General features: G+C 72.4%; 17 protein-coding genes and 1 pseudogene. 7 read left to right on the forward strand and 11 right to left on the reverse strand.

Annotated elements, in window-relative coordinates; translation table 11 throughout:
- Positions 1-13 precede the first annotated feature (13 nt).
- Positions 14-613, reverse strand: a complete 600-nt coding sequence (locus P2L57_RS02405; protein WP_275807336.1) for a M48 metallopeptidase family protein — start codon at positions 611-613, stop codon at positions 14-16.
- A 217-nt stretch (positions 614-830) separates the two neighbouring features.
- Here P2L57_RS02405 and P2L57_RS02410 point away from each other — a divergent pair, with 217 nt between their 5' ends.
- Positions 831-2,018 carry a TOMM precursor leader peptide-binding protein gene (locus P2L57_RS02410; protein WP_275807339.1) on the forward strand — a complete coding sequence of 396 codons (1,188 nt, stop codon included), beginning with the start codon at positions 831-833 and terminating at the stop codon, positions 2,016-2,018.
- Positions 1,999-3,348 carry an ABC1 kinase family protein gene (locus P2L57_RS02415; protein ID WP_275807342.1) on the forward strand — a complete coding sequence of 450 codons (1,350 nt, stop codon included), beginning with the start codon at positions 1,999-2,001 and terminating at the stop codon, positions 3,346-3,348. The genes P2L57_RS02410 and P2L57_RS02415 overlap by 20 nt, the downstream gene beginning before the upstream one ends.
- A gap of 1 nt (position 3,349) precedes the next feature.
- Here P2L57_RS02415 and P2L57_RS02420 read toward each other — a convergent pair whose 3' ends face one another.
- The 5 genes from P2L57_RS02420 to P2L57_RS02440 all read right to left on the reverse strand — a co-directional run bounded on the left by P2L57_RS02420 (position 3,350) and on the right by P2L57_RS02440 (position 7,280).
- Positions 3,350-3,559, reverse strand: coding sequence for a hypothetical protein (locus P2L57_RS02420; RefSeq protein ID WP_275807660.1), 210 nt, complete (start codon positions 3,557-3,559; stop codon positions 3,350-3,352).
- A 93-nt stretch (positions 3,560-3,652) separates the two neighbouring features.
- Complete coding sequence (locus P2L57_RS02425) at positions 3,653-3,967, reverse strand: putative WhiB-interacting protein (protein ID WP_275807345.1); 315 nt, start codon at positions 3,965-3,967, stop codon at positions 3,653-3,655.
- On the reverse strand, positions 3,964-4,329 hold the full coding sequence (locus tag P2L57_RS02430; RefSeq protein ID WP_275807348.1) for a WhiB family transcriptional regulator: 366 nt from the start codon (positions 4,327-4,329) through the stop codon (positions 3,964-3,966). The genes P2L57_RS02425 and P2L57_RS02430 overlap by 4 nt, the downstream gene beginning before the upstream one ends.
- Before the next feature lie 164 nt (positions 4,330-4,493).
- The gene (locus tag P2L57_RS02435) at positions 4,494-4,856 is read right to left on the reverse strand and encodes a hypothetical protein (protein ID WP_275807351.1); all 363 of its coding nucleotides are present in this window, start codon (positions 4,854-4,856) and stop codon (positions 4,494-4,496) included.
- Between the two features lie 153 nt (positions 4,857-5,009).
- Entirely contained in the window at positions 5,010-7,280 is a 2,271-nt protein-coding gene (locus P2L57_RS02440) for an ATP-dependent DNA helicase UvrD2 (RefSeq protein WP_275807355.1), read from the reverse strand.
- Positions 7,281-7,507: 227 nt separating this feature from the next.
- On the opposite strand from P2L57_RS02440, the gene P2L57_RS02445 reads away from it, so the two are divergent.
- Positions 7,508-7,750, forward strand: coding sequence for a mycoredoxin (locus P2L57_RS02445; protein WP_275807358.1), 243 nt, complete (start codon positions 7,508-7,510; stop codon positions 7,748-7,750).
- Between the two features lie 5 nt (positions 7,751-7,755).
- On the opposite strand, the gene nudC is transcribed toward P2L57_RS02445, so the two are convergent.
- The 5 genes from nudC to P2L57_RS02470 all read right to left on the reverse strand — a co-directional run bounded on the left by nudC (position 7,756) and on the right by P2L57_RS02470 (position 18,184).
- Positions 7,756-8,670 carry an NAD(+) diphosphatase gene (nudC, locus tag P2L57_RS02450; protein WP_275807629.1) on the reverse strand — a complete coding sequence of 305 codons (915 nt, stop codon included), beginning with the start codon at positions 8,668-8,670 and terminating at the stop codon, positions 7,756-7,758.
- Positions 8,671-8,799: 129 nt separating this feature from the next.
- Positions 8,800-10,197 carry a dipeptidase gene (locus P2L57_RS02455; RefSeq protein WP_275807361.1) on the reverse strand — a complete coding sequence of 466 codons (1,398 nt, stop codon included), beginning with the start codon at positions 10,195-10,197 and terminating at the stop codon, positions 8,800-8,802.
- Positions 10,198-10,229: 32 nt separating this feature from the next.
- Positions 10,230-13,790, reverse strand: coding sequence for an ATP-dependent helicase (locus P2L57_RS02460; RefSeq protein WP_275807364.1), 3,561 nt, complete (start codon positions 13,788-13,790; stop codon positions 10,230-10,232).
- 47 nt (positions 13,791-13,837) lie between these two features.
- Positions 13,838-17,503, reverse strand: a complete 3,666-nt coding sequence (locus P2L57_RS02465; protein ID WP_275807367.1) for an ATP-dependent helicase — start codon at positions 17,501-17,503, stop codon at positions 13,838-13,840.
- Positions 17,504-17,788: 285 nt separating this feature from the next.
- Positions 17,789-18,184: an MGMT family protein gene (locus P2L57_RS02470; protein WP_303655807.1), complete on the reverse strand. Its 396-nt coding sequence runs from the start codon at positions 18,182-18,184 to the stop codon at positions 17,789-17,791.
- Between the two features lie 371 nt (positions 18,185-18,555).
- On the opposite strand from P2L57_RS02470, the gene P2L57_RS02475 reads away from it, so the two are divergent.
- The 4 genes and pseudogenes from P2L57_RS02475 to P2L57_RS02490 all read left to right on the forward strand — a co-directional run bounded on the left by P2L57_RS02475 (position 18,556) and on the right by P2L57_RS02490 (position 24,371).
- Positions 18,556-21,336: a lysylphosphatidylglycerol synthase domain-containing protein gene (locus P2L57_RS02475; RefSeq protein ID WP_372515575.1), complete on the forward strand. Its 2,781-nt coding sequence runs from the start codon at positions 18,556-18,558 to the stop codon at positions 21,334-21,336.
- Positions 21,337-21,466: 130 nt separating this feature from the next.
- Positions 21,467-21,595 (forward strand): annotated as a pseudogene (locus P2L57_RS02480) (MerR family transcriptional regulator); the annotation flags it as partial.
- A gap of 23 nt (positions 21,596-21,618) precedes the next feature.
- The gene (gene modA / locus P2L57_RS02485; RefSeq protein WP_275807370.1) at positions 21,619-22,410 is read left to right on the forward strand and encodes a molybdate ABC transporter substrate-binding protein; all 792 of its coding nucleotides are present in this window, start codon (positions 21,619-21,621) and stop codon (positions 22,408-22,410) included.
- Entirely contained in the window at positions 22,407-24,371 is a 1,965-nt protein-coding gene (locus tag P2L57_RS02490; RefSeq protein ID WP_275807373.1) for an ABC transporter permease, read from the forward strand. Before modA ends, P2L57_RS02490 begins: the two co-directional genes overlap by 4 nt.
- Positions 24,372-24,527: the final 156 nt, after the last annotated feature.

Consider the following 24,527-nt stretch of genomic DNA (forward strand, 5'->3'; position numbering starts at 1 on the left):
CGGTCGCCCGAGCTCAGTCCTCGGGTTCCTCCCTGCCGGTTGGCAGGTGAGGCAGCCGACCGGCCGCCACCACGCCCTCCAGATAGCCGCGCGCCCGCTCGGTGCGCGGGTACGCGTCGAGGAGCTTCCAGAAACGCGGGCCATGACCCGGCACGAGCAGATGCGCGAGCTCATGCAGGAGTACGTAGTCGATGACGTACTCGGGCATGCCCTGGAGCCGGTGCGACAACCGGATGCTGCCCTCGGACGGGGTGCACGAGCCCCATCTGGTGTTCTGGTTGGTCACCCAGCGCACGGTGTCGGGCGCGGCGCAACCGTCGAGGTACTGGTCGGAGAGCCGCTGTGCGCGCTCGGCGAGTTCGTCGTCGCCCAGCATGCGCTTGCTCTCCTGGGCGGCGAGCTTGTCCAGCATCACCGTGACCCAGCGCTGCTCCTCGGCAGCGGACATCCGAGCGGGGATGAGAACGATGGTGCGGCTTCCCTCGCGGTATGCCGAGACCGTTCTGCGGCGGCGCGCGCTACGGCGCACCTCTACTGCGCTCGCCCGGATGCCGAGGGGCTGACTGTCGAGGGGTTGGCTACGGGAGACGTGATGGGAGGGGTCCGCGGGCACGTTTCGACGGTACCGGCTCGGGCGCGGTGAAGTCCCGTCTCCTGGACAGGTGGCCACCGTAGGCGTATCAAACGACTATTCCCCACAGCCTGTGGATAACTTTCGGCGGGAGTTCGCGCCCGCGGGCAAGCTGGGGTCCTGATCGGGTCCGCGCCGGACCCGACGCAGATCCCAATCCGCAGCCGCACATGGGCAGTTGACCATCACGGGGGTAGCCATGCGCACCGTTCAAGCCGGACATCCCATGCTCAAGCCCGCCCTGCGCCGCAGCTGGCGCGGGCCCGAGACCCTGCAGTTCGGTGTCGACCCGGCACACGCGGTGGTACTCGGACCGCTGGACGATCCGTCCGCCCGCTTCCTCGGCCTGCTGGACGGCACGCGCGGCCCCGCACTGCTGCGCGAGGAGGCGGCGGCGCTCGGGCTGGCCCCGGACCGCGCGGATCGGCTGCTCGGCGTCCTCGCGGACGGCGGGGTGCTGGACGATGCCGACAGCGCGGGTCCGCTCGACGCGGTGATACGGCACCAGGGCGGCGCGCTGGAGCGGCTGCGGCCGGACCTGGCGTCCTTGTCGGTGGTCCACCCCGAGCCGGGCGCGGCCGCCGCCCGGTTGGCGGCGCGCAGGGCCGCACGGGTGAAGGTGTGCGGCGCAGGACGGATCGGCGCTTCGGTGGCCGCCGTACTGTCCGCCGCCGGGGTGGGCCGGGTTGCTGTGGCCGACGGCGGCCAGGTCGAGCCGTGGGACGCGGCGCCGTGCGGGATCCCCGCGGCGGCCGTCGGCGAACGGCGGGAGGCGGCGGCGCGTGGCGCGGTACGGCGGGCCGCGCCCGATCCGCGCCCCGCGGTCCGACCTGCTCGTCCCGAGGCGGCTTTGGGCCTGGCGGTCATCGCCCCGCGGGACGGCCTCTCGGCCTACGCACCGGATCCGCGGCCCGCCGAGCCGTTGATGGCGGCGCGGATCCCGCACCTGTACGCCGGAGTGGTCGAGGGCCTTGGGGTGGTGGGGCCGCTGGTGCTGCCGGGGCGGTCGGCGTGCGCCGAGTGCCTGGAGCGCGCCAGGGCCGAGGCGGACCCCGCATGGCCGCGGATACTCGCCCAGCTACGGTCGGGGCGGCCGCCCGGGGTGCAGGCCTGCGACATCGCACTGTCGACACTCGTCGCCGGTCTCGCCGCCACGCACGCGCTGGCCCTGCTCGATGGTCGGGTGCCGCCGAGTGCCGGCGCCCGGGTGGAATTCTCGCTGGCCGGACTGGGGATGCGGATGGTGGACGTCGCGCCCCATGCACAGTGCGGGTGCGGTGCGGTTGACGCACCAGGGGCGCGCGACAATGACCGGGTGACCACCCCGCGCCGATCGCGGGCGGCACGGGGATACGAAAGAGGGGCGCATGTCGGATCTTCCGCGTAAGGCAGTGACCCGGACCGCGAAGCTCGCCGCGCTACCCCTCGGCTTCGCGGGCCGAGCCACCTTGGGTCTGGGCAAGCGAATCGGGGGGCGGCCGGCCGAGGTTGTGGCCAGCGAGTTGCAGCAGCGCACCGCCGAGCAGCTGTTCAAGACGCTGGGCCAGCTTAAGGGGGGTGCGATGAAGTTCGGTCAGGCCCTGTCCGTCTTCGAGGCCGCGCTTCCCGAAGAGGTCGCGGGCCCGTACCGGGCGGCGCTGACCAAACTCCAGGACGCGGCGCCGCCGATGCCCGCCCGGACCGTGCACGATGTGCTGGCGAAGCGGCTCGGCGAGCGCTGGCGGGAGATGTTCGAGGAGTTCGAGGACAAGCCCGCCGCGGCGGCGTCCATCGGCCAGGTGCACCGCGCGGTGTGGCACGACGGACGCGAGGTCGCGGTCAAGGTGCAGTACCCGGGCGCCGGTGAGGCACTGCTCTCCGATCTGTCGCAACTCGGCCGGGTGGCGAGGCTGTTCGGCCCGCTGATCCCGGGCATGGACATCAAGCCGCTGATCACCGAACTGCGTGACCGGGTGTCCGAGGAACTGGACTACGAGCTGGAGGCGGCGGCCCAGCACGCGCACGCCGCGGAGTTCGCCGACGACCCCGATGTGGTCGTCCCCGCGGTGGTGTACCAGGCGGATCAGGTACTGGTCACCGAGTGGCTGGGTGGTGTGCCGCTGGCCGAGGTGATCGCGGACGGCAGCCAGGAGCAGCGCGACCGCGCGGGACAGCTGCTGGCGCGCTTCCTGTTCGCCGGACCGGCCCGCACCGGGCTGCTGCACGCCGACCCGCACCCGGGCAACTTCCGGCTGCTGGTCGACGACGGCCCGGCCGACGGCTGGCGCCTGGGCGTACTGGACTTCGGCACGGTGGACCGGCTCCCCGAGGGGCTGCCGCTGCCGATCGGCGCATCGCTGCGGCTCGCGCTGGACGGCGACGCGGAGTCGGTGCACTCGATGCTGCGCCAGGAGGGATTCGTCAAGCCGTCGATCCAGCTCAACCCGGACGCGGTACTGGACTATCTGCGGCCGATCATCGAACCGGCCCGGGTGGAGGAGTTCACCTTCGGGCGCGGCTGGATGCGTAATCAGGCGGCCCGGGTCGCCGATCCGCGCTCGCCCGCCTACCAGTTGGGCAAGCAGCTGAACCTGCCGCCGTCCTATCTGCTGATCCACCGGGTGACGCTGAGCACCATCGGGGTGCTCTGCCAGCTGGACGCCACCGTACGGCTGCGCGATGAACTGCTCGACTGGCTGCCGGGGTTCGCCGAGGAGGACGAGTACGAGACGGCGTGAGCTACCACCAGGCGGAGTCGAGACGTCCTTCGATCCCGCGGATGTTGGCGCGGGCGCAGTCATCGCAGAAGTAGCGGCGGGCACCGCCCTCCACGGAGCAGGTCCAGGTGATCGGCAGGGATTCGGCGACGGTCCCGCAGCAGGCGCACACCATGGGCTCCGATGGCGCGCCGGCGTCTTCAGAAGCGGGTTGCTGAGTCTTCTGATCCACCTACTGACGATACCTCCGCCCGCCGGACGGAACGGGACACAACGCACCGCGGGACCGGTCCGGTGAGGAACCGGTCCCGCGGGACGGTGTCTCCTACTGCATCACCACGAGGGCGAGTGCGCGGCGGGCCCGCAGCGAGGCGCGCTCCGCGCGCCGCTGCAGCCGCCGGGCCTGCGCGAGGCGGCGGGCGACCCGTTCGGACTCGGCCTCGTACAGGCGTTCTTGCATATGAGCCCGGGCCAGGGCTTCTTGGATGAGATGCATCTCAGGGGTCCTGTTCTGGCGCGTACCTTCCGCGCCTGCGCAACGGGCGGCTGTATCGGTGGCGGACATGGTCATCGGGGCCTGCTTCTGAGGGTCGTGCGTCGGGGGGTTGTCGATGGTTCCGAGGGCGGCACGCAGCTTCATGCCACGACCTCGGTCTTGCGCGGACGGCCACGCGGCCGCTTGCGGGGCACCACAACGCCCTGCACGAACAGCTCACCGCCCCAGACACCCCACGGCTCGCGCCGCATCTTGGCGCCCGCGAGGCAGGCCTCACGCACCGGACAGGTCTGGCACAGCGACTTGGCGTACTCGACGTCGGCCGGGGTCTCGGCGAAGAAGACCTCCGGGTCGTACGACCGGCACGGGACGGGTACGCCGAGGCGCTCGATCTCGTCGTCGAGCGCGGTGAGGGGCAGCAACGGAACCTCCGGAGAAGCGGTCTTGGCGGGCGGGGGGATCGTTTCGGAAGGCGGTACGGACGGGGCGTGCGATTCGGGGTGCACGGTCTGTGTTTCCTCGTCTGTCGGTCCGGCGGTCGGCCGGACGTGGTCGGTACCGGGTCGGCTGTTCCGAGGCCCCTTCACCTGTCTGACCAGTGCAAACAGAAGGGCCGCGGATCCCGGTTTGCGGGTTCCGCGGCCCTGGAAGGTGCCGACCTGATGCTGGATCAGGCTGGATCTCTCCAGGGTTTGAGCCCACGGAAGGCCCGCATCTTGCGGTGGTGCTGCGTCGCTACGGTCGTGTTGCCATCGGCCGCGAAGCCTTCGGCAAAGGCGGCGGAGCCGCCGAAGTCGCTATTCGCCTCGCGCTGCTGGAGTCCGGCACCGTTGGCCCACGGCGCATAGGCGTAGGCCTGTGCCGCCAGAGCCGCGGATGCCTGGGTCGGTCGCTCGCTGATGACGCCGAGCAGACCGGTTCCACGCAGACCGCTGCCACGGAGGGCGGCGGCCGAGATCACCGAGGAGCTGGGCAGGCAGGAGGCGATGGCCGGACGACCGGCCATTTTCACGGTGCTGATGATGTTGGTCATTGGGCTCGCCTCCTCTCGGCGTCTCGTAGGGCGTATGGAACTGGGTCGTGCGAAGTCGTGCTGGTTCAGTACATCACGGCACCCTCAGCCCCTGGAAGGGGCCTCGGTGACCGTGCTCCCGCAGGCTATGAGGATTCCCTCGGCGGGCGCAAACTATTTTTCCAACGAATCCTCACCAGGCTCATCAGGAGCCCCATCAGGGCTTTTAGCGGAGTGTGCAGTTCCGGTCTCGCTGTCCCCGGCGCCGGGTTGATCCCCCGCGCACAGCGCCAGGACATCGGCACCGAACCGCTGCAGTTTGCGGGCGCCCACCCCGGCGATCCGGCTCAACTCGGCCGGGTCCGACGGCACCGTCTCGGCGATCGCCAGCAGCGTCTTGTCGGTGAACACGCAGTACGGCGGCTGCCCCAACTCCTGCGCCTGCCCGCTGCGCCATTCGCGCAGCCGCTCGTAGAGCCCCTCGTCCAGCTCGGAGGGGCAGTCCTCACACCGCATCAGCTTGATCTCGCCCGCTTCCGACAGGCTGCGTCCGCAGACCCGGCAGTGCACCGGACCGCGCCTGCGGCGGCCGCCAGAGCCCCGTTCCACACCTGCCCGTGCGGCACCGCGCGTACCGCCGGCGCGCGGCGCCGAGCCCGGGCGCAGCCCGGTCAGGAAGCGCGACGGACGGCGACCACCACGGCCACCGGGCGCACGGGACAGCGACCAGGACAGCGCGAGGTGGCAGCGGGCGCGGGTCACGCCCACATAGAGCAGTCGGCGCTCCTCCTCGACCTGCTCATCGGTCCTGGCGTAGGTGATCGGCATCATGCCCTCGGTGAGACCGACCAGGAACACCGCGTCCCACTCCAGGCCCTTCGCCGCGTGCAGCGAGGCCAGGGTGACGCCCTCGACGGTGGGCGCGTGCTGCGCATTGGCCCGCTCGTCCAGTTCGGCCACCAGATCGGCGAGCGTGGCGTCGGGCCGGGCCCGCACGAAGTCCTCGGCGAGGCGGACCAGGGCGGCCAGCGACTCCCAGCGGTCGCGGACCGCGCCGGAACCGGCGGGCGGCTCAGCGGTCCAGCCGCGCGAACCGAGCACCGCTCGCACCTGCGCCGGCACATCGGCCTCGTCCAGGCCCGCCCCCGCTCCTCCCCCGGCGCGGGCCGCGCCACGCAGCAGCAGTCCCGCCTCCCGCACTTCAGGACGCTCGAAGAACCGCTCGGCGCCGCGCAGCTGGTAGGGGACTCCGGCGTCCGCGAGGGCCTGCTCATAGACCTCGGACTGGGCGTTGACGCGGTAGAGGATCGCGATCTCGCTGGGCCGGACCCCGCTGGCGATCAGGTCCTTGATGCGGTGGGCGGTGCCCTCGGCCTCGGCGGGCTCGTCCGCGTACTCGGTGAAGGCGGGCTCCGGGCCCGGCTCGCGCTGCGAGACCAGCTCCAGCCGGTGGGCGGCGGCCTGGCCGCGCGCCTGCGCCAGCAGACCGTTGGCCAGATGCACCACCTGAGGGGTGGACCGGTAGTCGCGCACCAGCTTCACCACGGTGGCGTCCGGGTACCGGCTGCGGAACCCCAGCAGATAGTCGGGGGTGGCGCCGGTGAAGGAGTAGATGGTCTGGCTGGCGTCGCCGACCACGCACAGGCTGTTGCGTCCGCCCACCCACAGATCGAGCAGCCGCTGCTGGAGCGGGCTCACGTCCTGGTACTCGTCGACGACGAAGTGCTGGTACTGCGAGCGGACCTGCTCGGCCACGTCGTACCGCTCCTCCAGCACGCCGACTGTGAGCAACAGCACATCCTCGAAGTCGATCACCGAGCGCTCACGCTTGAGTTGCTCGTACGCGGTGTAGACGCGGGCGATCTCGGCGGGGTCGCGCGGGGCCTCCCGGCCGGACTTGGCGGCGGCGGCCGGATAGTCCTCCGGAACCGTCTGGGTGACCTTGGACCACTCGATCTCGCCCGCCACATCCCGCAGTTCATTGCGGTCCAGTCGGATCCGGCCACGTGCGGCCGCTTCCGCGACCAACTGGATCTTGCGCTCCACCAGTTGCGGCAGCGGGCCGCCGACCGCGCGCGGCCAGAAGTACTGGAGCTGGCGCAGCGCCGCCGAGTGGAACGTACGTGCCTGCACACCGCCCGCGCCGAGTTGGCGCAGTCGTCCGCGCATCTCGCCCGCCGCCCGGGCGGTGAAGGTGACCGCCAGCACGCTGGCGGGCTGCACTATGCCCGCACGCACCCCGTAGGCGATCCGGTGGGTGATCGCCCTGGTCTTACCGGTGCCCGCGCCCGCGAGCACACAGACCGGACCGTGCAGCGCGGTCGCCACCGCGCGCTGCTCGGGGTCGAGCCCTTCCAGCACCGCGTCGGCCCCCACCGGCGTCTCCGGGAACTGGGTCGACGGCGGCACGGCCGGGAACAGAGGGAAGTCCGTTGCTGCAGTCACCCCGCCATGCTGCCAGGTCTGCCGGAACACCCGGGAAAGTTATCCACAGGTGACGTTGTCCACAGGCCTGATGTGACGGTCTACCGCCGGGCTACTGTCGGTCGGGCAGCTTCCTGGGAATGGTCCGCAATAGTTGCGCGTTCCAGTACTGCACTCACTTCACGGCCGCGGCCCAGCGCATCACCCATGCCGAAAACGCGCGCCGTCCACCAAGATCAGGAGGACCGATGCCGGGGACCATCACGATGTACAGCACCACCTGGTGCGGCTACTGCCGCCGTCTGAAGGGCCAGATGGACCGCGAGGGAATCGCGTACACCGAGATCAACATCGAGCAGGACCCGGAGTCGGCGGCCTTCGTCGAGAAGGCGAACGGCGGGAACCAGACCGTGCCGACCGTCCTCTTCGCGGACGGCAGCACGCTGACGAACCCCTCCCTCGCCCAGGTCAGGGCGAAGGTAGGGGTCTGACGCGGTCAGCCGCGCGGCAGCGGCTCGCCGTACCACAGCTCGATCAGGCGGGCGGCGATGGAGATCCCGGTCGGCGGCAGGATGTCGCCGGTCGCGATGGCACGCCGGTAGTCCTCCCGGGAGAACCAGCGGGCCTCGTGGATCTCCTCGCCGTCCACCCTGATCTCGGACGACGTGGCCCTGGCCATGAAGCCGAGCATCAGGCTGGACGGGAACGGCCAGGGCTGGCTGGCCACATACGACACCTCGCCGACCTGGACGCCCGCCTCCTCGAAGACCTCCCGGACCACCGCCTGTTCGATGGACTCGCCTGGCTCGACGAAGCCCGCCAGTGTGGAGAAGCGCCCCTCCGGCCAGTGCACCTGGCGTCCGAGCAGCGCCCGGTCCTGGTCGTCGGTCACCAGCATGATCACCGCCGGGTCGGTACGCGGGTAGTGCTCGGCGCCGCACGCCGAACAGCGGCGCACATGCCCGGCGGCGGCGATCATCGTCCGCTCGCCGCACCGCGAACAGAAACGGTGCATACGCTGCCAGTTCTCCAGCGCCACGGCGTGCACCATCAGCCCCGCGTCCCGCTCGGAGAGCAGTCCGCCGACCTCGCGTAGCCCGGCCGGTCGGGCGGCGTCGTCCATCCGCCCGGGCAGCGCGTCCTTCTGCAGCGCGAAATAGCTGACGCCCTGCTCGTCGGTGCCCAGGAAGTAGCGGTGCTTCTCGGTCACCGGCGCGTCGAAGGACGGCACCAGCACGAGTTCGGTACGGCCGTCGGGGGTGTCCTCGACCAGCACCTGACCGCCGGAGACCACCAGGACCCAGGTGGACGGGTGGCTCCAGGCGGCGGCCAGCCAGGCCTCGTCGAGGCGGTGGTGCGCGGCCCGGTCGATACCGGGACGGGCGAGCGGGAGCGGCTTGCCGCTCACCATGCCGATGGCTGCGGGGTTCTCCGTGCCCGGGGCGATGGGCAGGTCACTTACGGACAAGACGGCTTCCAACTCCCCGTATCGCATGGATGGTTACTCGCTCAGCCGAGCACGAGCAGATCACAGGGGTGCTCAGCGCTGCCAATTCTCGGCCAGGTCGCTCCACAAGTACGCGGTGGTTTCCACACCCTTGAGAAGCAGATCGAGTTCGACCTTTTCGTTCACTGAGTGCCAACCGTCGGACGGCACGGAAATTCCCAGGAAAAGTACCGGGACACCGAGCACGTCCTGCAGATCGGCGGCGGGCCCCGAGCCACCCTCACGAGTGAACCGCACGGTCTTACCGAAGGCCCGTTCCATCGCCCGCACCGTGGAGCGCAGCGCGGGGTGGTCCAGTGGGGTCAGACAGGGGCGGGTGGCGCCCCAGAAGGTGATCTCATGCCGGATCCCGGCGGGCAGCCGGTCGGCCACCCAGTCCCGTACCGCCTGCTCGATCTTGGCCGGATCCTGCCCGGCGACCAGCCGGAACGACAGCTTCAGATGAGCCGAGGCGGGGACGATGGTCTTGCCGCCGGGTCCGGTGTAGCCCCCGTAGACACCGTTGACCTCAGCGGTCGGACGGGCCCAGATGCGCTCCAGGGTGGTGTACCCCGACTCGCCGAGTGCCGCATGGGACTTGGCGGTGCGCAGCCAGCCGGCCTCGTCGAAGGGCAGCTCGGCGAAGAGCTGCCGCTCCCGGTCGGTGAGTTCGGCCACATCGTCGTAGAAGCCGGGGATGGTGACCCTGCGGTCCTCATCGTGCAGGGCGGCCACCAGCCGGGCCGCCTCGGTGGCCGGGTTGGGCACCGCGCCGCCGAAGGAGCCGGAGTGGATGTCCTGGTCGGGCCCGTACAGGTCGACCTGGCAGTCGGCGAGACCGCGCATGCCGGTGCAGACGGTCGGGGTGTCCGCGGACCACATACCGGTGTCGGAGACGATCACCGCGTCGCAGGCGAGGCGTTCGGCGCGCTCGCGCAACAGGGCGGCGAAGTTCGGGGAGCCGGACTCCTCCTCGCCCTCGATCAGCAGCTTGAGGTTGACGGCGGGCGCGTGGCGACCGGTGGCGGCGAGGTGCGCCCGTACGCCGAGGGTGTGGAAGAACACCTGGCCCTTGTCGTCGGCCGCACCGCGGGCGTACATCCGTCCGTCCCGGACGACCGGCTCGAACGGCTCGCTGTCCCAGCCGTCCGCCCGGGCGGCGGGCTGGACGTCGTGGTGGCCGTAGACCAGGACGGTCGGGGCGGCGGGGTCACCGGACGGCCACTCGGCGTAGACCGCGGGCAGGCCCGCGGTCTGCCAGACCTCCACGACCGGGAAGCCGGTGGCGCTGAGCTCTGCCGCGAGCCACTCGGCGCTGCGCTCCACATCCCGTACCCGCCCGGGATCGGCGGAGACGGAAGGGATCCGCAGCCACTCCACCAGATCGTCGAGGAAGGCGGCGCGGTGCGCTTCGATGTACGCGCGGACGGCGTTGTCCGGTGCGGTGCTCATGCGGTGAGCCTAACGGGGACGATCCGAGCACTTCACCCCGCCGGGTCGTCAGCGGCCTCGCCGGACAGCAAGCGCTCCAGCGCGGGCCGGTCGGGCAGGTCGGCCGGGCGGACGACCTGCCCGGTGCGTACGTACACGAACGCGGCCGTCACCTGCTCCGGCCGCAGGCCGTGCTGCTCGGCCCAGGCCAGCCGGTAGACCGCCAATTGCAGCGGGTCGGCGGACGGCGTCCGGCCGGTCTTCCAGTCGACGAGCTCGAAGCCGTCCCCGTCCCGGTACACGGCGTCGATGCGGCCGCGGATGACGCGCCCGGCGAGGGCCAGTTCGAAGGGGGCTTCCACGCGGTACGGACTACGGGTCGCGTAAGGCGTGCGCAGATACGCCTCCTTGAGCTCCGCGAGGTCCCGCTCGTCGGTGATCTCCTCGTCGCTGTCCGGCTCCAGCCCGGGCAGCTCGTCCAAGGTGATCAGCGGGAGTTCCTCGAAGCGGGACTCGACCCAGGCGTGGAACCGGGTGCCGCGCCGGGCCGCGGGCCGCGGCTCGCGCGGCATGGGACGAGCCAGCTCCCGGGCGAAGTCGTCGGGGGCGGCGGCGAGCCGCAACAGCTGCGAGGCGGAAAGCGACGGCGGCACCGGAACGTCCCGTACGGTCGCGCGGGCGCGCCGCAGCTCTCCGGCGAGCGCGCCGAGGTCCCGGTCCCAGGACTCGACCAGCCGGGCCTCCTCCGGCGTGAGGCCGTCGCCGGAGACGGCCCACGGGTGCTCGCGGACACCGCCCTCCGGCCCGGCGGCCGGACCGTGGTCCGGGTCGCGGTCCGGGTCGTGATGGATTTGCGCCGGTATGGGGCGAGATGTCGACCAGTCGTCCCAGCCGTCGTCCGGCGCAGCGAAGTCGCCGTCCTGCGCAACGAAGTCACCCTCCTGCGCAGCGAAGTCACCGTCCAGAAACGGGAAGAGGTCTTCGGCCAGCGGAAGATCCTCGTCCGGGGGGAAGTCCTCGTCCGGCGGGTACGGCGGGTACGGCGGAAGGTCCTCGTCCGGGACGAGACCATGGATGTCGTCGGTCGGCGGCGGGGGCCAGTCCGCGTGGTACGCGCCCGTCTCGGGTGGCGCGTCCAGGAGCGCCAGCACGGTCTTGGCGGCCTGGCGGCGACGGTCCAGCGCGTCAGGATCGAGTGGCAGCGGCCAGGCGTGGTCGGTACCGCGCTCCAGTGCCGGGTTCTCCGCGTCGGCGGCCGGTTCCTCCGCCCACTGCTCGATCTCGCCGTGGCCCGCCTCGCAGTGCGCGCGCAGCCGCCCAAGGAAGTCGGACGGGCCGCGCCGCTTCTTCTGGGTGGGGCCCCACCAGTGCCCGGAGGCGAGCAGCAGCGAGCGTGGGCGGGTGAACGTCACGTACCCCAGCCGGAGTTCCTCCGTGGTGTTGTGCTCCTTCATGGCCGACTTGAACGCGTCCAGCCCCTTCTTGGTCCACTCGGTGACATCGGGCAGCGTGGCGGCGTCCCCACGCAACGCGTGCGGCAGCACCTTGCCGTGCCAGGGCCACAGTTCACGGACCTTGGTACTGGGAAAGGCGTCGCGCACCAGTCCCGGTACGGCCACCACGTCCCACTCCAGGCCCTTGGACTTGTGCGCGGTCAGCACCTTGACCGTGTTGTCGCCGCCGGGCAGCGAACTGTCCAGCCCCTTCTCGTACTGCTCGGCGGTGCGCAGGAAGGAGAGGAAGGCCAGCAACGTGGCCTCACCGTCCAGCGAGGCGAAGTTGGCGGCGATGTCCAGGAAGGACTGCAGGGTCTCGCGGCGGCGGGCGGCGAGCGCGTGCGGGGACGCGGACAGCTCGACCTCAAGGCCGGTCACCGCCAGCACCCGGTGCAGTACGTCCATCAGCGGGTCGGCCAACGAACGCCGAAGATCACGTATCTCGGTGGCGAGCCGGGCGAACCGCTCCCTGGCCTCCGCCGAGAACGGCAGCCCGTCGTCCGGGCCCTCCGCGCCCAGGAAGGTCTCCAGAGCGTCGGCGAGCGAGACGACCTCGGCCGGGTCGACCCCCTCGACCGCCTGCGCCAGCCGGTCCTGATCGCGCTCCCCTGGCCCGTACCGTACGAGCAGGCGCGCGCGACGGCCGAGCAGTGCCAGATCGCGCGGGCCGATCCGCCAGCGCGGACCGGTCAGCAGCCGGACCAGGGCGGAGTTGGCGGTGGGGTCGTGCAGCACCTGGCAGGTGGCGACCAGGTCGGCGACCTCCGGCAGATGCAGCAGTCCGGACAGCCCGACGACCTCCACCGGCACATCCCGTTCCACCAACGCGGCGTGGATGTCGGCGAACTGGACCGCGGTGCGGCAGAGCACGGCTATCTCGCCGGGCGGAGTGCCCGTCGCCGTCAGATGGCGGATCGAGTCGGCGAGCCAGTCGATCTCCTCGGACTGCGTGGGCAGCAGGGCGCACCGCACCACACCGTCGCGCTCCGCGCCGGGCGCCGGGCGCAGGGCGGCCACGCCCGCGTGCCGCTCCCGCAGGGGCGCCGCGAGCTCGTTGGCGAAGTCCAGCAGCCGACCGCCGCTGCGCCGGTTCTCGCTCAGCGAATAGCGGCGGGCCGGGCTGCCGTCGGCGGCCGGGAAGTGCGCGGGGAAGTCGTCCAGGTTGGCCACGGAGGCGCCACGCCAGCCGTAGATCGCCTGGCAGGGGTCGCCCACCGCGGTGACCGGATGGCCCGTGCCGCCGCCGAACAGCCCGGCGAGCAGCAGCCGTTGGGCCACCGATGTGTCCTGGTACTCGTCGAGGAGCACCACGGCGAACTCGTTCCGCAGCAGCGCACCGACCTCGGGACGGGTACGGGCAAGCGTCGCGGACAGGGCGATCTGGTCACCGAAGTCGATCAGGCCGCGGCGGGTCTTCTGCTGCCGGTACGCGACGACCAGGCCCGCGAGGTCGGTGCGGCCCCGCACGGCGGGCGCCACATCCCGTACCCACGCGAAGCCGCGCCGCTCCGGATCGAGCGGGCCGAGCCGCTCGGCGACGGCGGTGTCGTACGCGCGCAGCTCGGAGACCGGCACCAGGTGCTCGGAGAGTTCGCCGTCGAGCGCGAGCAGATCGGCGGCGAGCGCGGGCAGTCCCTTGGTGAGCGCCGGGTAGGGGCCGGGCGCGGCTTGCAGTACGCGGGTGGCCAACTGGTAGCGGGTGGCATCGGCCAGCAGCCGGGCGTCGGGCTCCAGGCCGATGCGCAGTCCGTGGTCCTTGAGCAGTTGTCCGGCGAAGGCGTGGTACGTCGAGATCCGCGGCTCTCCGGGCACATCGTCCGGGTTTGCCGGATCGGGATCGGTGACGCCCGCCTGCACCAGGGCCTTGCGCACCCGCTCGGACAGCTCACCCGCCGCCTTGTTGGTGAACGTGAGCCCCAACACCTGCTCGGGCGCGACCTGCCCGGTGCCGACCAGCCACACCACCCGCGCCGCCATCACGGTGGTCTTCCCCGACCCGGCCCCGGCCACGATGACGTTCGGGGCGAGGGGCGCGGTGACGCACGCCATCTGCTCCGCGGTGAACGGGATGCCGAGGAGCTCCTTGAGCTGCTCGGGGTCGGTGATACGGGAAGACACCCCAGTGAGGCTATCGGGCGGGACTGACAGCCGACGCCGGTCGGCCGCTACTCCACCACCTGCCGCCCCTCGGGCCGGGCGCTGCACGCCCGGCGGAAGGTGCAGCGGTCGCAGTGCTGACCGGGGGTGGGGGCGAAACGTTCGTCCAGCACCCTGCCCGCGGCGGTCACCAGCAGGTCGGCGGCCCAGTCGCCATCCAGCGGCGGCTGGGACTGCACCTTCGGCACGGCGTCTCCGCCCTCCTTCTTCGTGGCCCCCTGGCGCAGATGCACCAGCTCCGCACCGCCCGGCTCCGCGGCGCCGTCACCCAACACGCCCTCGCGGACCGCGAGTTGGTAGACGGCGAGCTGCGGATGGCGGGCGACCTCGGCGGCGGTCGGAGGCGCGCCCTTGCCGGTCTTGAAGTCGACGACGTAGACGTGTCCTTCGGCGTCCCGCTCCACCCGGTCCATGCTGCCGCGGATCCGTACCGCGTACTGGCCCGCCTCCAGGGTGACGTCGAAACCGTGCTCCGATGCGACCGGTTCCCGGCCGCGCTCCATGACATGCCAGCGCAGGAAGCGTTCCAGCGCGGCGCGCGCCTGCTCCCGCTCCTGCCGCGACTTCCAGGGCGCGTCGAAGGCAAGCGCGTCCCAGACAGAGTCCAGCCGGGCCATCAGCACGTCGAGCGCGGCGGGGGTACGGCCGGTGGCCACCTCGTCGGCGAGCACATGGACGACGTTCCCGAAGCCCTGGGCGGCGGTCGACGGGTCGTCGGCCTTCACCTCCCGGCCCAGGAACCACTGCAGGGCGCAGGTGTTGACGAGTTGGTCGAGCGCGCTGCCGGACAGCGCCAGCGGCCGGTTGCGGTCGCGCAGCGGAGCCGTGGCGCGGGTCGGCTCGTACAGGCCCCACCAACGGTCCGGATGCGCGGAGGGTACGAGGGCGTACCCCTCGTCGTCGCGCAGTGCCGCGAGCCGGGCGAGCCGGGCGGCCGCCGCGGCGCGCAGCGTGGCCGAGGCGGCCGGGTCGACGGTGGTCGCGCGCAGCTCGGCCACCAGCGCGGCGACGGCGAGCGGGCGGCGGGGCCGGTGCGTCACGTTGAGCGGCTCGACGCCGAGTTCGGACAGGAAACGGGACGGCTGATCTCCATCGTCAGCCGCGGCCTTGACCGCGGTGACGACGAGCCGCTCCTTCGCACGGGTGCAGGCGACGTAGAACAGCCGCCGCTCCTCGGCGAGCAACGCGCCCACCGGAAGGGGTTCGGCGAGTCCGTCGCGGCCGATGCGGTCCGCTTCGAGCAGCGAGCCGCGGCGCCGGACGTCGGGCCACAGGCCCTCCTGTACGCCCGCCACGACCACCAGCCGCCACTCAAGTCCCTTGCTGCGGTGGGCGGTCATCAAGCTGACCGCCTCCGGGCGGACCGTACGGCGGGACAGCACGTCCGCCGCGATGTCCTGCGCGTCCAACTCCTCCAGGAAGTTCAGCGCGCCACGGCCACCGGTGCGCTGCTCGGCGCGGGCCGCGGTCTCGAACAGCGCGCAGACCGCGTCGAGATCCCGGTCGGCGTTACGGGCCGCCGCGCCGCCGCGCAGTGCGGAGCGCTCCAGCCGGTCCGGCCACGGCGTACCGGACCACAGGCGCCACAGCGCCTGTTCGGCGGTCCCGCCACTGGTCAGGATCTCGCGCGCCTCGCGCAACAGGCAGCCCAGCCGGTGGGCGCGCCGGGCACCCGACGGATCGTGTGCGACCAGCCGCTCCGGCTGTGCGAGCGCCTCCGCGAGCAGTACGTCCGACGGCCGTGGCACGGGGTGGCCTGCGGCCCGCTCCTCCTCACGCAACGCCCGCCCCAGTCGGCGCAGTTCGGCGGCATCCATCCCACCCAGGGGCGAGGTGAGCAGGCTCAACGCGTCGTCCACGGGGAGCCATTCGGCTCCCGCCGGGGGGGCGGCTTCCGGGTCCGGGTTTGGCGACGCGGGTACGCCCGGCGCGACGGCAGCTCCCGGCTGGGGGTCGGTCTCCGGGTCCGGGTCCGGGTCCGGGTCCGGGTCCGGGTCCGGGTCCGGGTCCGGCGAGACGGGTACGCCCGGCGCGACGGCAGCTCCCAGGGCGGGATCGGCCTCCGGGACCGGGTCCGGCGAGACGGGTGCGTCCGGGTCAGGGGCGGCGGCCGGGGCCGGGTCCGGTGTGGTGGATGCGTCCGCGGCAGCGGGCTCCGGCGCGGGGGCGGCCTCCGGGTTCGGCGTGACAGATGTGCCCGACGTCGAGGCGGTCCCCGGCTCAGAAGCCGGTGTCGTCTGGTCGGCGGCCGGGCGGGCGTGGGGGACCCCGGCTGCGTCAGCGGCCGGGGTCAGGGCGGCGCGGGCTGCCGCGCGTAGCGCCAGGAGGAGCGGCGCGACCGCCGGTTCCTGGCGCAGCGGAAGGTCATCGCCGTCGATCTCGACCGGCACCCCGGCGGTGGTCAGGGCCCGGCGCAGGCCGGGCAGGGAGCGGGCGCCCGCGCGGACCAGGACAGCCATCTCCCGCCACGGCACACCGTCCTCGAGATGCGCACGGCGCAGGATGTCGGCGATGTTGTCGGTCTCGGCGCCCGGCGTCGGATACGTGACCGCCTCCACCCGGCCGCCGTCCCGTACCGCCGCCAGCTCGCGGTGTGCCCGCACCGCCTCGGCCGGGAGGCGGGTGAGCGGCATCCTGCGGGTGAGCAGGCGGGTCGCGGCGAGCAGCTCGGTGCCCGCCCGCCGGGAGACGCCGAGCACCTCGACGGGGGCCGGGCGGCCGTCCGCCCGGGGAAAGCCGGTGGGGAAGTCCAGGATGCCGTTGATGTCGGCGCCACGGAACGCGTAGATGGACTGGTCGGGGTCGCCGAAGGCCACCAGGGTCCGGCCGCCGCCCGCGATCGCCCGCAGCAGCCGCAGCTGCGCGGGATCGGTGTCCTGGTACTCGTCGACGAACACCGCGTCGTACCGCGCGGCGCCCGGCCCCAGCCGTTCCGCGAGCAGCACCGCCCGGTGCACCAACTCCGCGTAGTCGATGGCGCCCTGGGCGTCGAGCACATCGAGGTACTCGGCGAGGAATCCGGCCGCCGCCGTCCAGTCGGGCCGCCCGGTCCTGGCCGCGAAGGCGGTCAGCTCACCGGGCCCCAGGCCGAGTTCACGGCTGCGCGCCAGCACCGCGCGCACCTCGTCCGCGAAGCCCCGCGTGGTCAGGCAGGCGCGCAGCTCATCGGGCCAGCGCACCGTGCCGAGCCCGGCCCGCTCCAGCTCGGCCTGGCCGGCCAGCAGGTCCCGTACCACCAGGTCCTGCTCGGGACCGGACAGCAGGCGCAGCGGATACGCGAACAGCTCGGGGTCCTGGTGTGCTCGGACGAAGCCGTAGGCGAAGGAATGGAAGGTGGTGGCGCGCGGCGCACCGGCGCCGCCGAGCCGGGCCGCGATACGGTCGCGCAGCTCCATGGCGGCCTTGCGGCTGAAGGTCAGCACAAGGATCCGCTCCGGGTCGGTGCCCTGGCGCACACGGTGCGCCACCGCCTCCACCAGCGTCGTCGTCTTGCCGGTGCCGGGACCGGCGAGGACCAGAAGCGGCCCGCCCGCATGGTCAACCACAGCGCGCTGCCGGGCGTCCAGAACAGGGAGCACGGACGGTGCGGGCGGAGTACGGACCAGCCGGTAGCCGCCGACGGCCGGGGTGCGGGCGGGCCGGTCGGCGGCGGGGCGAGTGGACGAGGAGGTCACGTGGATCGGCGGTTCCGGTTCCGTGGATGGTGGTACTGGGCGCGCTGGCGCGGTCCGGAGACTGCCGCTGACGCTACGCGACGCGCCTCGGGCGGTTCATCGCGGCTCTGCCCCTCAGCCTCCTCCCACGGCTCCGCCCCCGTCCCGGGAATCCCGCGGCAATCAACCGCCTCACCCGTTCGGGGACAACGGCGGGCGGCCGCCGAAGGCGCTACTCCGTACGGGCGGCACCCGGCATGGCGGACGCCCGGATGGCGGAAGCTGGATGGTGTGAGCAGCCAGTCGTCAGCCGCCCCCGTCCGTCCCGTGGGCCGGGCCCTCCTCCGGGCCGCCCCAGCGGGCCCGTGCCATGTCCAACCGCGGTACGTGGTCATCGGCGGCGCGCCCGGCGGGGCGCAGCGGGGTGCCCTCCTCGCGATAGTGCGCGAGCGCCCGCAGCTCGTGTCCGGACAGCAGCGCACCGTCCGCCCGCACCACTCGCCACCAGGGCACCGCGCCGCCGTACAGCGCCATCACCCGGCCCACCTGCCTGGGTCCCCCCTCCTCCAGCCACTCCGCGACGTCGCCGTAGGTCATCACCCTGCCGGACGGAATCATCTCGGCGACGCCAAGCACCCGCTCCGCGTATTCGGGGAGCTCTGCGGGCTCCTCCGGAAACCGGTTCTCGCTCACGTCCCTCATCCTGCCGCACCCCACCGACAGCCCCGGCGGCCCGCCCCAGAGCGCCATCCCGGCCGCGCATCGCAGCACACAGGCGCATACCATCCGGGGTGCACGCCCTCGGAATGCCCCCTCATGCCCCCATACGAGGTCCGGCCATGCCACCATCTTCCGGGCGGTGACTGGTGATACGAGATCATGAACCAACGGCCGGAGAGCCGGGCGAGGAGTCGCAGGAGGCGCTCCGCGCCCCTTCAGGGCTGCCCACGACCAGGGCGACGGATGGTCGGGCGCAGGCCGGGTCCCCGGCGCCGAAACCGCCGTCAGCCTCGGCCGATGACCCCACTCGCTCCCCTGAGCGACCCGGCCTCGACCACGGGGACGGCGACACCATGCCCTCGCGGCCGGACGAGAACAGCCCGCCCCCGCCCGCCGACCGAGCAGACGACGTGGACCAAGCCGATCACCCCCCGCAGCCCGAACCCCCCGCAAGCGCCGTCGCCGAGGCCGTCCGGGCCGCCACCGCCGCGCAGCAGCACCCGGTCGGACCGGCGCAGCTACCGTCCGGCGCGCACCCGATGAGCGGGCCGCCCGCCATCGAGCACGTCGACGAGCTCGCGGGCGACGAACCACTGCTGGCCGCCCGGGTGCACCGCCCGGCGGATCTGCTCCGTTTCCTGATGGGCATCCTCGGGGTCGGGATCGTCCTGGCGATCGCCGGTTTCGCGCACGGCACCACGGCCGGTGTGGCCAACGACATCGCGAACGGCGCCCGGCACGCGCCCTCCATCCTGACCACCATCGCCGGCTTCACCGCGAGCATCGCGGTACTGATCGTGCCCGTCGCGTTCGCCGTGGAACGGCTGATCAAACGGGACGGGCTGCGGGTCGCCGACGGTGTGCTGGCCGCGGTGCTCGCCCACGGCGTCTCGCTCGCCGGTGATCTTTGGGTCACCGGCTCCGCGCCCTCCGCCATCCGCGACGCGCTCACCAGGACCGCGCCGAGCGGCGGCATCACCGATCCGGTGCACGGCTATCTGGCACCGGTCATCGCCTATATGACCGCGGTGGGTATGGCCCGCCGACCGCGCTGGCGGGTGGCGCTGTGGTTCGTCCTGGTGCTGGACGCCTTCGCGGTCCTGGTCGGCGGCTACACCACACCGTTCTCGATCATCACCACCGTGCTGATCGGCTGGACGGTCGCCTACGGCACCGTCTACGCGGTCGGCTCGCCCAACGTCCGGCCCACCGGACGGACGCTGCTGGCCGGTCTGCAGCGGGTGGGCTTCAGCCCGGTCACCGCGCAGCGGCTCGACGACGGCCCGGAGACCGCCGACTCCGAGCGCGGCCGCCGCTACCTGGTCACCCTGGAGGACGGCCCGCCGTTGGACATCACGGTCGTCGACCGTGAGCAGCAGGCACACGGCTTCTTCTACCGGGTCTGGAGACGGCTCCAGCTACGCGGTGTCAACGAGGAGCGGCGCAGCCTCCAGTCGCTGCGCCAGGCCCTGGAACAGGAGGCGCTGCTCGCCTACGCGGCGATCTCCGCCGGAGCGCACGCCCCCAAACTGATCGCCACCTCCGAGCTCGGCCCGGACGCGGTGATGCTGGTCTACGAGCACATCGAAGGCCGCTCCCTGGACAGCCTCACCGACGACGAGATCACCGACGAGGTGCTGGACGGCGCGTGGCAGCAGGTCAGGGCGCTGCAGTCGCGCCGCATCTCGCACCGGCGGCTGGTCGGCGAGGCACTGCTGGTGGATCGTTCCGGCACGATCTACGTGACCGATCTGCGCAGCGGTGAGATCGCGGCGGGCGACATCGTGCTGCGGATGGACATCGCGCAGCTGCTGACCGCCTTCGCGCTACGCGTCGGCCCGGAACGGTCCGTCGCCTCGGCGGTGCGGATCCTCGGCCCCGACGCGGTGGCCGACAGCCTGCCGCTGCTGCAGCCGATCGCGCTCAGCCGCTCCACCCGCGCCACCCTGCGGCAGCTGGCCAAGGAACGGGCGGAGCGTGAGCGGGCGGCCGTGATCGAGGCCACCCGCATCAAGAAAACCGTGGAACCCGGGCAGCTGTCCGAGGACCGCAAGGTCGCCAAGGCGCAGCGGAAGGCCGAGAAGGAGGCCGAGAAGCGCGCCATGGAAGAGGCGCTGGAGGCGGCCCGCGAAGAGGACCTGCTGTCGCAGATACGGCAGCAGGTGCTGCAGATCCGGCCGCAGGCCCCCGTGCAACCGGCCCGGCTGGAGCGCTTCAAGGCCCGTACCCTGGTCAGCTTCATCGCGGGGGCCATCGCCGCGTACTTCCTGCTGTCGCAGTTCGCGCAGCTGAAGTGGAGCGAGCTGATCGGCCACGCCAACTGGGCCTGGGTGGCGGCCGCGTTGGCACTGTCCGCGACGACGTACATCCCGGCGGCGATGAACCTGCTCGGCTTCGTCCCGGAGAAGGTGCCGTTCGGCCGCACGGTTCTGGCGCAGGTGGCGGGGAACTTCGTCAAGCTGGTCGCGCCCGCGGCGGTCGGCGGTGTGGCGCTCAACACCCGGTTCCTGCAACGCAACGGGGTCCGCCCCGGCCTCGCCGTGGCCAGTGTCGGCGCGTCCCAACTGGCCTCGCTCGGCGGCCACATCATGCTGCTGGCGACCTTCGGCTATCTGACCGGAACCCAGCGGACACCGTCGCTGTCGACCTCCCGGACGGTGATCGCCGGGCTGCTGACCGCCGCCGTGCTGGTGCTGGTCGTCACGGCGGTACCGCAGCTGCGCAAGTTCGTCTCCAGCCGGCTGAGGTCGCTGTTCGCCGGTGTCGTGCCGCGCATGCTCGACCTGCTGCAGCGGCCGAAGAAGCTGGCCACCGGCGCGGCCGGTGTCCTGCTGCTGACGCTGGTGAACGTGGCCTGCCTGGACGCGTCGATCCGCACCTTCGGCGACACCTCGCTGAGCTACGCGAACATCGCGGTGGTCTTCCTGACCGCCAACGCGGTGGGCTCCGCGATCCCCACTCCGGGCGGTGTCGGCGCCATCGAGACGACCACCTCCACCGCTTTGATCATCTTGGGCATGCCCGGCGGGCAGGCGCTCTCCGCGGTGCTGCTGTTCCGGCTGGCGACCTTCTGGCTGCCGGTGCTGCCCGGCTGGCTGGCCTTCAACCACCTCACCCGCAAGGGCCTCCTATAGAGCTTCCTACGACAGGTGTCGCATCTGCCGGTCCCATCGCCCGAAGTTTGTTGCAGATGCGAGTGCCCCGGATCTAACGTGCCGCATATGCGGTCCCACATCATCAGTCAGGCAGCCCGGTCGCACCGCGATCCAGGCGGGGTCGCACCGCCTCGTCTCCCTCCTCACCCATGAGGCCGCCGAGGAGTCGGGCTTCGAAGTCGGCATGGAAGCCGTGGCCCGAGTGAAGTCCACCAACGCCCATATCGACCGCACTTGATGTGCAGCCCCCGGAGTGGTCCCATGCCTCAGACCTTCGCTCGTCGCGTCGCCCTGCCAGCGGTCGCCGCCGCACTGCTGCTGCCGCTGGCCGCCTGCGGCGGCAGCAAGTCCAGCGCCAGCTCCCCCAGCGGCAGCGGCGGCGGCGCCAAGACCACCCTCACCGTCCTCGCCGCCGCCTCCCTCACCGATGTTTTCAAGGCCGAGGGCGCGGCGTACGAGAAGTCCCACCCCGGCACCACCGTCAAGTTCTCCTTCGCCGGGTCCCAGGACCTCGCCGCGCAGGTCAGCCAGGGTGCTCCGGCCGACGCGCTGGTCACCGCCGACACCAAGACCATGGACGGGCTCAAGAAGGACACCGGCACCCCGACGGTCATCGCCAAGAACCGGCTCACCATCGCGACCGCGCCCGGCAACCCCAAGAAGATCCAGGGCCTGAGCGACCTGTCGAACTCCAACCTCAAGGTGGTGCTCGCCGCCAAGCAGGTCCCGGTGGGCAACTACGGTGCCAAGGTCCTGGCCGCCCAGCACGTCAACGTCAAGCCGGTCTCCGAGGAGGCCAGCGTCCGCGCGGTACTGAGCAAGGTCGAACTCGGCGAGGCCGATGCGGGCATCGTCTACCTCACCGACGCGGAGTCCGCCAAGGGCAAGGTCGGCACCGTCACCATCCCGGACGCGCAGAACGCCGTCGCCTCCTACCCGGCCGCCACCCTCAACGGCTCCAAGAACGCCGGCGCTGCGGCCGACTTCGTCAAGTGGCTGAGTTCCGCGCAGGCCCAGGCGCTCCTGCACTCCGCGGGCTTCCAGCAGCCATGACCGGCCACCGGCCAGCGCGGCGCCTGCCCAGGCGGGCCCCGCTCGCCCTCGCCCTCCCCGCGATGGCCGCGGTCGCCTTCCTGGCGCTGCCGCTGGCCGGTGTGCTTGCCCATGCTCCCTGGTCAGGCCTGTCGTCCCGGCTGACGGCCCCCGATGTCACCCAGGCGCTGGGCCTGTCCCTCACCGTCTCCTTCTGGGCGCTGGCGCTCGCGGTGGTCGTGGGCGTACCGCTCGCCTGGGTGCTGGCCCGGGTCGACTTTCCGGGCAAGACGCTGGTACGCGCCCTGGTGATGCTGCCCATGGTGCTGCCGCCGACGGTCGGCGGTGTCGCCCTGCTGCTCGGCTTCGGCCGAAGGGGGCTGCTGGGGCCGGTACTTGAGAACTGGTTCGGGGTGACCCTGCCGTTCTCCACTCCGGGCGCGGTGGTCGCGGCGGCGTTCGTGGCGATGCCGTTCCTGGTCATCAGCCTGGAGGGCACGCTGACCGCCCTCCACCCGCGTTACGAGGAGACGGCCGCTTCGCTGGGGGCGCGCCCGCTGCGCGCCTTCTTCACCGTGACGCTCCCCATGACGGCCCCCGGCCTGGTCGCCGCCGCCGCACTGTGCTGGGCGCGCGCACTGGGCGAGTTCGGGGCGACGATCACCTTCGCGGGCAACCTCCCGGGAGTCACCCAGACCCTCCCCCTCCAGGTCTACCTGATGCTCCAGGACGACCCGGAGGGCGCGACGGCGGTGTCGCTCCTGCTGCTCGCGGTGGCGATGGCGGTACTGATCGCGCTGCGGGGCAACTGGACGGGCGCCAAGCCCGGCACGGGGGTGGTCCACACCGAGCCCGCAGGCGAAGTCGCCCGGGAGGAAGACGGATCCGGAACGCTCGGCGACCCGTCGGCCGGGCGCCCCGCGGCCCCGGAGGAGAACTGGCCGCTCACCGCCGAGGTGACGGGCTTCACCCGGCTCGCCCTCGCCGCGGAGCCCGGCACCACGATCGCGGTGGTCGGCCCGAACGGCGCGGGCAAGACCACCCTGCTCCGCGCGCTGCTCGGACTGACGCCACTCGCCACCGCCGACCGGCTGTCCCTCGGCGGCAAGGACGTCGCCGCGCAGGCGCCGCACAAACGCCATGTGGCCTGGGTCCCGCAGGACGGCGCGCTCTTCCCGCACCTCACCGCCCTGGGCAACACCGCCTACGGCCTACGGGCCCAGGGCGTGCCCCGCCGCGCCGCCCGCGCCGAGGCGCAGGCCTGGCTGGACCGGCTGGCGGTGGGCGATCTGGCGTCCCGCAAACCGGGGCGGCTCAGTGGCGGCCAGGCCCAACGCGTCGCGCTCGCCCGCGCGTTGGCCGCCCGTCCGCGCCTGCTGCTGCTCGACGAACCGCTGGCCGCGCTCGACCAGTCGACGCGCGCCCATGTACGGCACACCCTGCGCAAGCATCTGGCCGGCTTCCCCGGTGTCTGCCTGATCGTCACGCACGACCCGGTCGAGGCGGTCTCGCTCGCCGATCAGGTGCTCGTACTGGAGGGCGGACGCCCGGTCCAGTACGCACCGCCCGCGGAGGTGTCCCGGCATCCGCGCTCGCCGTGGGTGGCCCGGATGCTCGGGCGGAACGCCTGGCCGGGCAAGGCCAGCGGCTCGGTGCTCGAACTCCCGGGCGGCGCACGCCTGATGGCGGCCGAGCCGCTACCCGGCGGCGACGGCGCCCCCGCCGACGCACTGGCCGTCGCCGGGCCGGAGGCCGTATCGCTGCACCGCGCCCGCCCGGCGGGTAGCCCGCGCAACGTCTGGCGCGGCCAGGTACGCGAACTGACCGCGCTCGGCGCGCGGATCCGCGTCCTGGTCACGGCGGACGGCCTGGACGTGATCTCGGAGATCACCACCGCCGCGGCGGCCGAACTCGCCCTGACCGAGGGCGAGGAGATCTGGGTCAGCGTCAAGGCCGCGGAGATCACGCTGACCGCGCTCTAGCGCCGCCCCCCGACTGACTGACCTCTGTCAAAATTTGGGTCAAGTTACGACTCCCCGCTCCCCCACACCGCGCCTCCCGTGATCGGGTCTGCGGCAACGACACCACCAGTGGTGGTGACAGCCGCCATGGCGTCCTTCCAACGCCCGTTCGGGGAG

This window comes from Streptantibioticus ferralitis (genome assembly GCF_029223525.1).
GTDB lineage: Bacteria > Actinomycetota > Actinomycetes > Streptomycetales > Streptomycetaceae > Streptantibioticus_A > Streptantibioticus_A ferralitis.

Bases quoted from the DNA above. Each gene is read 5' to 3' on its own strand.
- P2L57_RS02410 (WP_275807339.1), top strand. From the start codon at position 831: ATGCGCACCGTTCAAGCCGGACATCCCATGCTCAAGCCCGCCCTGCGC.
- P2L57_RS02415 (WP_275807342.1), top strand. From the start codon at position 1,999: ATGTCGGATCTTCCGCGTAAGGCAGTGACCCGGACCGCGAAGCTCGCC.
- P2L57_RS02425 (WP_275807345.1), bottom strand. From the start codon at position 3,967: ATGAAGCTGCGTGCCGCCCTCGGAACCATCGACAACCCCCCGACGCAC.
- P2L57_RS02435 (WP_275807351.1), bottom strand. From the start codon at position 4,856: ATGACCAACATCATCAGCACCGTGAAAATGGCCGGTCGTCCGGCCATC.
- P2L57_RS02445 (WP_275807358.1), top strand. From the start codon at position 7,508: ATGCCGGGGACCATCACGATGTACAGCACCACCTGGTGCGGCTACTGC.
- nudC (WP_275807629.1), bottom strand. From the start codon at position 8,670: ATGGTGAGCGGCAAGCCGCTCCCGCTCGCCCGTCCCGGTATCGACCGG.
- P2L57_RS02455 (WP_275807361.1), bottom strand. From the start codon at position 10,197: ATGAGCACCGCACCGGACAACGCCGTCCGCGCGTACATCGAAGCGCAC.
- P2L57_RS02470 (WP_303655807.1), bottom strand. From the start codon at position 18,184: ATGAGGGACGTGAGCGAGAACCGGTTTCCGGAGGAGCCCGCAGAGCTC.
- P2L57_RS02475 (WP_372515575.1), top strand. From the start codon at position 18,556: ATGCCCTCGCGGCCGGACGAGAACAGCCCGCCCCCGCCCGCCGACCGA.
- modA (WP_275807370.1), top strand. From the start codon at position 21,619: ATGCCTCAGACCTTCGCTCGTCGCGTCGCCCTGCCAGCGGTCGCCGCC.
- P2L57_RS02490 (WP_275807373.1), top strand. From the start codon at position 22,407: ATGACCGGCCACCGGCCAGCGCGGCGCCTGCCCAGGCGGGCCCCGCTC.